Below are 11,717 nucleotides of genomic sequence, written 5' to 3' on the forward strand. Positions count from 1 at the left end.
GCGTGGTCCGGCTCGGGTGAGTCCCGAGCCGGTCAGAACGGCGGGTCGCCGGGGTGGACGTGGGCGGTGAGGTGGGTGATCCGGCCGGTGTGGTCGCGGCGGTAGCGGTGCCCGGTGGCCGTGGTCCACACGAAGGTGCCGTCACCGAGGTGCTCGAGGCCGAACGCGCCGGTGCTCTTCACGCGGTGGTCGCGGGCGCACACCGTGGCGAGGTTGTCGGAACTGGTGGCACCGCCCGCGTGCCAGGGCTCGACGTGGTCGAGCTCGCAGCCGCGCGCGGGGGAGGTACACGTCGGGCTGACGCACGTGCGGTCACGCAGCCGGACGAGCTCGGCCAGTGCGGCGGGCGGTCGGTAGCGGGTGCGCCCCACGTCGAGCAGCCGGCCGCTCAGCGGGTCGGTGACCAGGCGCCGCCACGTGTCGCCGGCGAGCGCGAGCGCCCGCGCGACGTCCGGAGTGATCGGCCCGTACCCCTCGAGCACTGCGACCTCGGCCGGGGTCGGCCCGGGGTACCAGTCGGGTGGGAGGTCGTCGGGCGGGGGAGCGTCGGGTAGCTCCTGCGGTGAGCGGACGCCGGATGGTGGGCTGGGGTCAGCGACGCCGGATGGTGGGCTGGGGTCAGCGAGACCGCGTGGCGGGCGCGAATCGGTGACCACGGGTGGCGCGCTCGGCGGCTGCACGGAGCCGCAGTGGGCACAGTTGTCCCCTCGGGTCTGGCATGCGGGTGTCCGCGGGACCTGGAGGACCTCCGGCGGGAGGAGCACGGACAGCGGCACGGTGACGTTGACCTGGGCGCGGCGCCCTCCGATCGTCCCGATCGGCAGGTGCGGCGTGCGCAGGAAGGTGTTGCCCACGTCGAAGGCAGGGACATCCGGGCCGTGCTCGCCGGGCGGACTGTCCGGAGCCGCGGACAACGACGTCTCCGGCGCCGGGGATGGCCGGCCATCCGTGGATCGGTCACGGCGGCTCCGGTCCTGGTCCGGCTCACCGGCCGGGCCCGAACCCGGCACCCCGACGAACCCCTGCTCCAGGGCGGCGTGGCCGAGGAGGGCGAGGGCGTCGGCCCGGAGCTGGTCGATCGTGCGGGAGTCGCCGGCGGCCCGGGCGGTGCGCGCCGCGGCCTCCAGGGCGAGGTCGAGCCCGGCGGCGTCGGTGGCGGGCAGGACGGCGTAGAGCGAGGCCATGCCGTCGGGCAGCGCGCGCGGGTGGTCCACGCGCCGCCCGCGGCGGGCCGCGCGGGCCCGGGCGGTCGCGCGGTGCGGGTCGACGGCGATGACCGCCAGGCTCACCGCCCGCTCGAGCTGGGTGACGGTCTGGTGCGGGGCGTGCGGCAGCACGAGCTGCTGCACCTCCCAGGCGACGTCGTCGGGCTGGTCGGCGAGCAGCCGCAGGAGGACGCACGCCTTGGGGTAGTCGATCCGCCCTTCGTGGAGCGCGGCCGCGGTGTCCTCGAGCCGCAGGCGGAACGCCCGGCCGGCGTCGACCAGCCGCCGGGCCGCGAACCGAGAGACGCCGAGGCGTGGCGCGAGCTCCTCGGCGGTGACGTCGAGCGTCGTGTCGTCCCCCGGGAGCGGCGAGCGCGGGTTGAGCGCGGGCCGCCGGGACAGCCGCGCCGCGAGGTGCGCCATGCTCGACTGCGCCCACGCCGCGACCCGCTGGTAGCCGGCGATCATCTCGACGAGGTCGTACTCGTCGAGCGAGGCGGGGTCGATGCCCTCGAGCACCCGTGCCAGGTGCGGCCCCGGCGCCATCCCGGGCAGGCGTTCCGGCGCGAACGCCGCACCGTCCAGCGGATCCGGCGGCAGCGGCCCGGGCTCGGGAGCCTCGTCGTCCCAGGGCCAGGCGGCGTCGTCGTCGGTCCAGGCGGCCACGGGCAGGGCGGTGGACCAGCCCTGCTCTGCCTGCGCGACCGCCACGGTGACCACCTCCCTCGGTGCTGGTGCCACGCTATCGCCGGGCACCGACATCGGGCCGGGGGCCTCAGTCGCCCGGGACCTCCAGCAGCCGGTCGAGCGCGTACCGCTCCCCGACCGACAGGTCGTACTGCACGAGCCGGTAGTCCTCCAGCAGCTCCTGGGCCCGGGGGGAGAGGTCCTCCGGGTCGACCTGCCGCCCCTGCCCGTCGAGGACGATGCCCGCCTCCTCCGCCGCGACCTCGCCCGCCAGCTCGGTGAGCAGGGCGTCGAAGGGCGTGAGCGGGGCGCCGGTGGCGGTGAGCAGCTGGGTGACGAGGTGGTTGGGCCCGAGGACCGGCGGCACGTCGAGGCCGGTGAGCCCGGTGTTCGCCCACAGCAGCCACGGCGTCTCGCGCAGCGTCTGGTCGTCGTTCGCCGAGCGCACCTCGTCGGGGTACATCGCCGGGAGGTGGTCGCCGTAGAGCAGGACGACGGTCTCCTCCTCGCGCGAGGCGAGCTCGGCGAGGAAGTCGGCGAGGGCGTCGTCGGAGTGCCGCAGGCCGCGCAGGTACTGCCCGACCTCCTCGGCGGCGTCGTCGCCGAACGCCCCGCTCACCTCGATCGGGTCGAGGTGGTTGCCGAGGTAGGGGCTGTGGTTCTGCATCGTCACGACGTTGACGAGCAGCGGCGCCTGCGAGGCGTCGAGCTGGTCGAGCACCTCCGCGTACGTCGCGGCGTCGGAGATGTGCATGTCGGCGTCCACGCGGTCCTGGTGCGTCATCCCGTCCCGGAAGATCGACCGCTCGAACCCGAGCCGCGGGTAGACGGTCTCGCGGCGGTAGAACCCCGCGGCGTAGGGGTGGACGGTCAGCGTCCCGTGGTTGCCGCCCAGGCGGTGGACGACCGACGGGAAGGACTCCTGGTGCGGGATGAGCATGGGGTAGGGGGCGTGCATCTGCGGCTCGAAGCCGGCGACCGCCATCCCGGTGAGCACCTCGAACTCCACGTTCGCCGTGCCGCCCCCGAAGCCGGAGCTGAGCATCGTGCCCGAGGGGGTGCGCTCCATGAGGGAGCGGGTGAAGGGGATCGGGTCCTCCGCCACCTCCAGGCCCGCGAGGCGGGTCGGGTCGGTGAAGCTCTCGGCGAGGACGAGGACGACGTTGACGTCGTCGAGCGCGCCCGGGTCGCGGTCGGCGTTGGCGGCGGCGGCCACCTGCTCGTAGGTGGCGACGACCTCGGCCATCCGCTCGGCGTCGTACCCCTCCGGCCGGGCCATCGCCTCGCCCGGCAGGTTGTACAGCGCACCGGCCACGAAGCCGTTCTCCGCGTAGTTCTGCACCTGGTTCCACGACGCCCAGGTGATGGGGATGTCCTCGTAGGCCTCGCGCAGGGGGTTGTCGGACTCGTTGAAGCCGGAGACGACGACGATGCCGACGACGGCGGCCGGTCCGAGCGCGGCGCGGGTGGCCCAGCGCCACCGTCGCTCGGTGGGGGACCGGCGGTCCCGGCGGCGCCAGGAGAGCAGGGCGACGGCGGCCAGCGCGCCGAGGAGGAGGACGACGGCGCCCACGGCGAGCGGGGTGCTGATCCCCGCGGAGTCGAGGAGCAGCCCCGGGTTGGCGAGGTAGGCGATGTCGCTCGGGAAGAGCGGCTCGCCGCGCATCGTCATCTTCTCGTGGTCGGCGACCGCGATGACGGCCCCGGCGGCGAGGGAGAGGAGCGCGGTGGCCCACAACGAGCCGGTGAGGGCGAGGAGGAGCGCGACGAACGGCCACACGGTGAGCGCGCCGAGCAGGTGCAGCCGGCCCGGCAGCGAGGCCCACCGCTCCGCGGGCTCCTGCCACGGCTCGGTCTGGACGTGGACGAGCTCGATGCCGCGCGCGAGGGCGACGGCGAGCAGCACGGTGAGCGCGAGCGGGAGCAGGACGGTGCGCGCGACGAGTAGCAGCCTGCGCGAGCCAGGGCTGGGCGCGTGGTCCTCGTCCGTCGTCGTCACCTCCTCGGCGGTGGGTGGGCAGGGGCTACGGTAACCCGGCCCGCCGACCGTCACTGTTCCCGGCGGATCGCTGAGATCCGGTCCATCCGGGACTCCCCTCTCCCCGAGGGGGAGTAGACCACCTGGGGCGGCACGACGTCGCCATGCTCGGTCTACTTCGCCGCGATGGCCTCCTTCCTCCACGCCGCCGCGATGACGACCGCCCAGGGTGTGTCCGCCCGGCGGTTCCTGCCCTACGCGGAGCAGATCGCCTCGCTCCTGCCGCAGACGTTCGCCGGTCTCGCCGCCGAGGTCGACGCCGGCAGCTACCCGGGTACGGAGGACCGGCTGGCGATGGAGCTCGCGGCGCTCGAGCACATCGTCGCGACGAGCGCGGAGCTCGGCCTCGACGGCGGCCTGCCGCAGGTGCTGCGCGACCTCGCAGCGCGGGGGTCCGTGCCGGGCACGGGGCGGACAGCTTCGCGAGCGTGGCGGAGGTGCTCCGTCAGCCGTCGGTGTCCGGCGCGTCGAACCACACCGGAGGGGGAGGGGGGTCGGTGACCTCCTCGTAGGTGTGCGTCGCCGGCTCGACCGGCCACCCGTCGCTACCTCCTCCGCCCGCGAGGCGGAGGTCGGGGCGGGGCGCCGGGGCCGGGTCAGCGGGTACTGGCTGGGTGACGTCGTCGTCCATGACGCGAGAGTAGACCTGCCGCACCGGGCGTACACTCGAACACATGTACGACGAGCGAGGTGGGGTGCGGACCCCGCGCTACGCCGAGCTGCACGCCCACTCCGCGTTCAGCTTCCTCGACGGCGCGAGCCAGCCGGAGGAGCTGGCCGTCGAGGCGCACCGTCTCGGCCTGGAGGCCCTGGCGCTCACCGACCACGACGGCCTGTACGGGGTGGTCCGCTTCGCCGAGGCAGCCCGCCGGCTCGGGCTGCCGGCCGTCGTCGGCGCCGAGCTCACCCTCGGGGCGACCGAGCGGGCCACCGGGCAGATGGACCCGCCCGGCACGCACCTGCTCGCCCTCGCGCGCGGGCCGCAGGGGTACCGCTCGCTGTCCCGGGCCATCGCCGAGGGGCACCTGGCCACGGGGGAGAAGGGACGCAGCGACCACCGTCTGCCGGCGCTCGCGGAGGCCGCGGACGGGCAGTGGCTCGTCCTCACCGGCTGTCGCAAGGGCGCGGTGCGGCGGGCGCTCGCGGACGGTGGCCCCTCCGCCGCCCGTGCCGCCCTCGACGAGCTCACCGCCCTCTTCGGTCGCGGCAACGTCGCGGTCGAGATCACCGACACCGGCGACCCGCTCGACTCCGCGCGCAACGACGCGCTCGCCGAGCTCGCCGCCGCCGCGGGCCTCCCGCTCGTGGCGACCGGCGGCGTCCACTGCGCCCGGCCCGCCGACCAGCCGCTCGCCGACGTCCTCGCCGCGGTCCGCGCCCGCGCCACCCTCGAGGAGATCGACGGCTGGCGCCCGCCCACCGCCGCCCACCTGCGCTCCGCCGTCGAGATGGCCGCGATCCACGCCCGCCACCCGCAGGCGGTGACGACGGCGGCCGAGCTCGGCGCCGAGTGCGCGTTCGACCTCGCGCTCGTCGCCCCCAACCTGCCGCCGCACCCCGTCCCACCCGGGCACACCGAGGCCACCTGGCTGCGCGAGCTCACCTACCGCGGCGCCGCCGAGCGCTACGGGCCGCGCGGGGCCGAACGGATCACCGGCGCCTACGCGATGATCGAGCACGAGCTCGAGGTCATCATCGACCTCGACTTCCCCGGCTACTTCCTCATCGTCCACGAGATCGTCGACTTCTGCCGCGAGCAGGGGATCCTGTGCCAGGGACGCGGCTCGGCGGCGAACTCCGCGGTGTGCTTCGCGCTCGGCATCACCGCCGTCGACGCCGTCCAGCACCGGCTCCTGTTCGAGCGCTTCCTCTCCCCGGGACGCTCCGGCCCGCCGGACATCGACCTCGACATCGAGTCCGGCCGCCGCGAGGAGGTCATCCAGTTCGTCTACGAGCGCTACGGGCGCACCCACGCCGCGCAGGTGGCCAACGTCATCTCCTACCGGCCGCGCTCGGCGGTGCGGGACGCCGCCCGCGCGCTCGGCTACGACGTCGGGCAGCAGGACGCGTGGAGCAAGTCCATCGAGCGGTGGCGCAGCCTGCGCAGCCCCGACGACGGCGGCGACGCCCGCGGCGCCCGGGACGGTCGCGGCCCCGCGCCCGCCGACGACGTCGGCGCCATCCCCGAGGAGGTCGTCGACGTCGCCGAGCGGATGCTGCGCCTGCCCCGCCACCTCGGCATCCACTCCGGGGGGATGGTGCTGTGCGACCGGCCGGTCATCGAGGTGTGCCCCGTGGAGTGGGCGACCATGCCGGGACGCACCGTCCTGCAGTGGGACAAGGACGACTGCGCCGACGCCGGGCTGGTGAAGTTCGACCTCCTCGGCCTGGGGATGCTCACCGCGCTGCGCCTCGCCTTCGCGGAGGTCAACGCGCACGCGGCGCCGGGCGCCCCGCCGGTGGGCCTGCACTCCCTGCCGCAGGAGGACCCGCGCGTCTACGACCTGCTGTGCGCGGCGGACACGGTCGGCATCTTCCAGGTCGAGTCCCGCGCCCAGATGGCCACCCTGCCGCGGCTGCGGCCGCGCACCTTCTACGACATCGTCGTCGAGGTCGCGCTCATCCGGCCCGGCCCCATCCAGGGCGACTCCGTCAACCCCTACATCAACCGCCGCCGGGGTCGGGAGCCGGTCACCTACCTCCACCCGCTGCTCGAGCCGGCCCTCGCCAAGACCCTGGGGGTGCCGCTGTTCCAGGAACAGCTCATGCAGATCGCCATCGACGTCGCCGGCTTCAGTCCTGCCGAGGCGGACCAGCTGCGCAAGGCGATGGGCTCCAAGCGCTCCACCGAGCGGATGGAGGCGCTGCGCGCGCGGCTCATGGAGGGGATGGCACGCAACGGCGTCACCGAGGAGGTCGCGGGGAAGATCTACGACAAGCTCAAGGCCTTCGCGGACTTCGGCTTCCCCGAGTCCCACGCCTTCTCCTTCGCCTACCTCGTCTACGCCAGCGCGTGGCTCAAGGTGCACCACCCCGAGGCCTTCTACGCGGCGCTGCTCGCCGCCCAGCCGATGGGCTTCTACTCCCCGCAGACGCTCGCCGCCGACGCCCGCCGCCACGGGGTGCGCGTCCTGCGTGCCGACGTCCAGACCTCCGGGGCGCAGGCAGTGGTCGAGCGGCACGTGCCGCACGAGGCCGGGGGAGTGCCCGACGACGCGGACGTGCCGCGCGACCCGGCCGGCCGGCGGCTCGTGGACCCGGACCCGGCGCTCGCGGTGCGCCTGGGGCTGGCGCCCGTCCGCGGCATCGGGGAGCGGACCGCCGAGCGGCTCGTCGCCGAGCGGGAGACCGGCGGCCCGTTCGCCGACCTCGCCGACCTCGCCCGGCGGGTGCGGCTCACCGCCGCCCAGCTCGAGGCCCTCGCCACCGCCGGCGCGCTCGACTGCTTCGGCCTGGAGCGGCGCGAGGCGCTGTGGGCCGCCGGCGTGCTCGCCCAGGAGCACGCCACCCTGCCGCACACCGCCGTCGGGTACGAGGCCCCGATGCTCCCGGGGATGGACGAGGTCGAGACGGCGGTGGCCGACGTCTGGGCGACCGGCGTCTCCCCGGACAGCTTCCCCACCCAGTTCCTGCGCCCCGACCTCACCGCCCGCGGGATCCGCACGATCGCCTCCCTCGCGGGCTGCGCGTCCGGCACCCGCGTCGAGGCCGCCGGCGTCGTCACCCACCGGCAGCGGCCCGGGACGGCGGGCGGGGTGACGTTCCTGTCGCTGGAGGACGAGACCGGCCTGCTCAACGTCGTGTGCAGCCCCGGGCTGTGGGCCCGCTACCGGCAGGTCGCCCGGACGAGTGCGGCGCTCGTCGTGCGCGGGACGGTCGAGCGCGGGGACGGGGTGCTCAACCTCGTCGCCGACCACGTGCGCGCCCTGCCGCTGCGGGTCGCCTCCCGCTCGCGCGACTTCCGCTGACCCGCCCGTGCAAAGGCGTTGACGACACCCGACGGCGGGGAGAGGCTGGCCACGTGCTCATCCGCCGCGAGCTGCCCGCCGACGTCGCTGTCGTCAGCGCCCTGACGAGCGCGGCGTTCCGCAGCGCCCCACACAGTGCGCCGCCCGTCGAGCCGGGTGGGGACCCCGGCGAGGTCGCGCTCCTCGCGCGGCTGCGCGCGGACCCCGCGTGGATCCCCGAGCTGTCCATGGTGGCGGTGGAGGACGGTGACGTCGTCGGCCACGTCCTCGCCACCCGCGCCCGGGTCGGCGCGGAGCCGGTGCTCGCGCTCGGCCCGGTGAGCGTCCTGCCGGACCGGCAGCGCGCGGGCGTGGGGACGGCGCTCATGCACGCGGTCCTCGGTGCCGCCGACGCCCTCGGGGAGCCGCTCGTCGGCCTGCTCGGTGACCCCGCCTTCTACGGCCGGTTCGGCTTCGTCCCCGCGGACACGGTCGGCGTGGGCGCGCCGGACCCGTCGTGGGGCGCGGCGTTCCAGGTCCGCACGCTCACCGCGTACGCCGGGCTCACCGGCACGTTCGCCTTCGCGAAGCCGTTCACCGGGGCCTGAGCGTCAGGCCGGGGTCTGCGCCGGTGAACGAGGGCTCGTCCTCGGCGTTGCCGACCGCCCGCTCGTTGTACCGCCGGCGTCTGCGGTTGATGCCCTCGGCGACGAGCTTGGAGTCGGGCAGGTTGCCCTCGATGGGCGGGTCGGGCACGTGGAGGGCGGCGTAGACGGCCCAGACGACGGCGAGCATGGGGATCGCGACGATCGCGCCGAGCAGCCCCGCGAGGAAGGTCCCCGCCGTCACACCGAGGGCGACGACGACGGGGTGGAGGGAGACCTGCCTGCCCATGACGAGCGGCTGGAGCAGGTGCCCCTCGATCTGCCCGATGAGGGCCACGCCGATCGTCACGATGAGCGCGTCGACGATGCCCCCGGCCGCGAGCGCGACGACCGCCGCGATGATCATGGCGAGCGGGGCACCGATGAGCGGGATGAACGCGCCGATGAAGACGAGCACCGCGAGCGGCGCGGCGAGGGGCACCCCGACGATGAGGAGGAGGACGAAGGCCATGAGGCCGTCGGCGGTGGCGATGATGACGGTGCCGCGCGCGTAGCCGGCGAACGTGTACCAGCCGGCACTCGCCGCGCGGTGGACGTTCTCCCGCGAGCGGGCGGGCATCTGGTTGAGGAACCAGCGCCACATGTCCGCGCCGCGGGTGAGGAAGAAGACGGTGACGAAGATGCTCAGCGCGAGGACCGTGAAGATGAGCGCGACGGTGCCGGCGTTGCTCAGCACCTGACCGGCGAGGGTGCCGGCGTTCGCTGAGATGTACTGCTGCGCCTCGCCGATGAAGGTGTTGATCGAGTCGTAGATCTCCTGCTGGGTGAAGTGGACCGGCAGCGGGCCCGTCTCGAGGAAGGTGAAGATGTCGTCGATGCCCTGCCCGAACTGGTCGGCGAGGTCGGACCACTGCCCGGCGACCGAGGTGATGACGTAGGTGAAGATCCCGGCGACGACCGCGAGGGAGCCGAGCATCGCGATCACCGTCGCCAGCGGCCGGGGCATGACCCGCGCGAGGTAGCTCACCACCGGGTAGAGCACCGAGGTGACGACGAGGGCGAGGAAGACGGCGATGAACACCACCTGGATCCGGCTGGTGGCGAACACGACCGCGGCGACGACGATGACGATGCCGATGAACAGCCACGCCATGAGGCCGTATCGGCGCAGCCAGTGCGGCACGTCGAACGTCTCGCGGTCGGCGCGCGCCGCCCGCTCGGGCATCCGGCGGACGGTGAGCCGGCCGGACGCCGACGCCGCACGCGGCATCCGCGCGGCCCGTCCGAGCGACCGCCCGGCCGGGGAGGGCGCCGGGCCCGAGGGCGCGTCGGGGGAGGCCGGGCGCAGACTACGCACCTTGCCGAAGAGCCTCATCCCGCATCCTCCTCCAGTCCGTGAACCGTGCCCAGTGTGACCTACCGGAGGCGTCGCGGCCCGGTGACACGGCGGTGTCCGGCGCCCTCCCGGTGGCGCTCGACACATTCGCCGGGAACGGGCCGTACGGGTTCGAAACGCACGGTCGCGCCGTGCTATGTTTACCCGCGTCGCCAACGGCCCCCGGGCTGATGGCGAACCACTCGTCCGGGTGGCGGAATAGGTAGACGCGCTAGCTTGAGGTGCTAGTGCCCGTATTAGGGCGTGGGGGTTCAAGTCCCCCCTCGGACACAGAGCAGGACCCGCAGGATCTCGGCGAGAGCCGGGGCCCGGCGGGTCCTTCGCCGTTCCGGGCGCATGTGCGCTGAGGTCGGGCGCGATGAGGCGACGAGAGATCGGCGGGACGTGCCGGCGGTGCCTCTGTCCCCCGTCAGGCGGAGGACGCCGGGCCCTCGGGCGCGGCGTCGTCGGGCCGGGTCGCGGGTGGGCCGTGAGCGGGGTCGCGGCCCGGGTGGGCAGCGGCCGAGCCCGGTGGCGCGTCGAGCTCGGGGACGAGCTCGTAGCGCGTGCGGTAGAGGTCGAGCAGGGTGAGCAGCATGGCGATGACCGGGATGGCGAGCAGCGCGCCGGCGATCCCGAACAGGGAGGTCCCGAGGATGACGGAGCCGAAGCTCACCGCCGGGTGGACGTTGACGGCGCGGGCGCTGATCCGCGGCTCGATCGTGAGGTTCTCCACCTGCTGGTAGAGCACGGCCCAGCCCACGACGATGACGCCGAGCCACGGGTTGGGGCTGAGCAGCCCGACCAGCGTCGGCAGCACGATCGAGATGTACGTGCCGATCGCCGGGACGAACTGCGCGACGAGGCCGGTCCACAGGCCGAGCGCGAGCCACGACGGCAGGCCGATGACGAGGAAGACGATGGTGCTGGCGGTGGCGTTGACCGCCGCGAGGGTGAGGCGGGCCGTGACGTACCGTCCGGTCTTCTCCGCCGTCGTGTCCCACACGACGAGCGTCGTCTTCTGGATCGGGGGCGGGAAGAGCGAGGCGATCCAGCGGCGCAGGCGCGGACCGTCCGCCGACAGGTAGAACAGCAGGAGGGCGAACATGAAGAAGCTCGCCACCGCCCCCGCGATGGAGCCGAGGGCCGCGACCAGGCCGCCCGCGAGCTGGGTGGCCAGACCGGCGGCTCGGTCGGAGGTGAGGTCGAGGTTGCGGGTGAGGTCGTCGAAGGAGTAGCTCGTGCCCAGCCGCTGGTTCACCCAGTCCAGGGCGTCACGGGCGCGGTCGGGTGCGCTCTGCACGAGCGCGCTCACCTGCTCGACGATGAGCTGGCCGAACAGCCCGAAGAAGACGACGAGGAAGAGGACGATGGCGGCGAAGGTGAGGCCGGTCGCCGCGCCGCGGCGCATGTGTCGGGACAGCCAGGCGACCGCCGGCTCCATCGCGAGCGAGGCGAACCACGCCATCACGACGATGAAGATGAGCGAGCGTCCCTGGGCGAGGACGAAGCGGCCCACGACGACGAGGACGATGAGGCCGACGACGACGAGACCGGTGCGCCAGACGTTGCCGGGGTCGAGCAGCACCCGGGTCGTCCTGCCCGGGTCGCGCGCGGCGCGAGAGGAGGGCTCGTCCGGCGCTGCGACCGCGCCGACGTCGTGGTCGGGTGCCGGGCTCGTGGCGGCGTCCGAGCCGGCCCGTGCTGCCCTGCGCTGCTTCCTCATCGGCGCCTCCTCCGTGTGAGGTGATGCTCCCGCACGTCCGAGGTGCCCGCGACGCGGGGCGGACGGTGCGGGCGGCGCGGGCTCAGCGCGGGGGACAGGCGGCCCCGGTCAGCCGCGGCGTGAGGCCGAGGCCG

At 74.4% G+C, this 11,717-nt stretch carries 6 protein-coding genes, 1 tRNA gene and 1 pseudogene; 4 read left to right on the top strand and 4 right to left on the bottom strand.

Features of this window, described 5'->3' with window-relative positions:
- Positions 1-32 precede the first annotated feature (32 nt).
- Positions 33-1,916 carry an HNH endonuclease signature motif containing protein gene (locus FE251_RS15700; protein ID WP_223147581.1) on the bottom strand — a complete coding sequence of 628 codons (1,884 nt, stop codon included), beginning with the start codon at positions 1,914-1,916 and terminating at the stop codon, positions 33-35.
- Between the two features lie 64 nt (positions 1,917-1,980).
- The gene (locus tag FE251_RS06690; protein ID WP_139948327.1) at positions 1,981-3,891 is read right to left on the bottom strand and encodes an LTA synthase family protein; all 1,911 of its coding nucleotides are present in this window, start codon (positions 3,889-3,891) and stop codon (positions 1,981-1,983) included.
- A gap of 162 nt (positions 3,892-4,053) precedes the next feature.
- On the opposite strand from FE251_RS06690, the pseudogene FE251_RS06695 reads away from it, so the two are divergent.
- From FE251_RS06695 to FE251_RS06705, 3 genes and pseudogenes are all read left to right on the top strand, one after another.
- A pseudogene (locus FE251_RS06695) lies at positions 4,054-4,431 on the top strand (imine reductase family protein); the annotation flags it as partial.
- Positions 4,432-4,604: 173 nt separating this feature from the next.
- Positions 4,605-7,898, top strand: coding sequence for an error-prone DNA polymerase (locus FE251_RS06700; RefSeq protein WP_139948329.1), 3,294 nt, complete (start codon positions 4,605-4,607; stop codon positions 7,896-7,898).
- A 53-nt stretch (positions 7,899-7,951) separates the two neighbouring features.
- Complete coding sequence (locus tag FE251_RS06705) at positions 7,952-8,485, top strand: GNAT family N-acetyltransferase (protein ID WP_139948330.1); 534 nt, start codon at positions 7,952-7,954, stop codon at positions 8,483-8,485.
- Here FE251_RS06705 and FE251_RS06710 read toward each other — a convergent pair.
- Positions 8,472-9,857 (bottom strand): AI-2E family transporter, encoded by a 1,386-nt coding sequence (locus tag FE251_RS06710; RefSeq protein WP_230976572.1) that lies wholly within the window; start codon positions 9,855-9,857, stop codon positions 8,472-8,474. The two genes, FE251_RS06705 and FE251_RS06710, sit on opposite strands and share 14 nt — an antisense overlap.
- A gap of 205 nt (positions 9,858-10,062) precedes the next feature.
- On the opposite strand from FE251_RS06710, the gene FE251_RS06715 reads away from it, so the two are divergent.
- Positions 10,063-10,148 (top strand) — tRNA-Leu (locus tag FE251_RS06715).
- Positions 10,149-10,287: 139 nt separating this feature from the next.
- Here FE251_RS06715 and FE251_RS06720 read toward each other — a convergent pair.
- Positions 10,288-11,583 (bottom strand): AI-2E family transporter, encoded by a 1,296-nt coding sequence (locus tag FE251_RS06720; protein ID WP_139948332.1) that lies wholly within the window; start codon positions 11,581-11,583, stop codon positions 10,288-10,290.
- Between the last annotated feature and the right edge of the window lie 134 nt (positions 11,584-11,717).

Origin of the sequence: Georgenia wutianyii (assembly GCF_006349365.1) — a bacterium.
Classification (GTDB): domain Bacteria; phylum Actinomycetota; class Actinomycetes; order Actinomycetales; family Actinomycetaceae; genus Oceanitalea; species Oceanitalea wutianyii.

What these genes read in the sequence shown, in the direction of transcription:
- FE251_RS06700 (WP_139948329.1), top strand. Translation starts at nt 4,605, where the DNA reads ATGTACGACGAGCGAGGTGGGGTGCGGACCCCGCGCTACGCCGAGCTG.
- FE251_RS06710 (WP_230976572.1), bottom strand. Translation starts at nt 9,857, where the DNA reads ATGAGGCTCTTCGGCAAGGTGCGTAGTCTGCGCCCGGCCTCCCCCGAC.
- FE251_RS06720 (WP_139948332.1), bottom strand. Translation starts at nt 11,583, where the DNA reads ATGAGGAAGCAGCGCAGGGCAGCACGGGCCGGCTCGGACGCCGCCACG.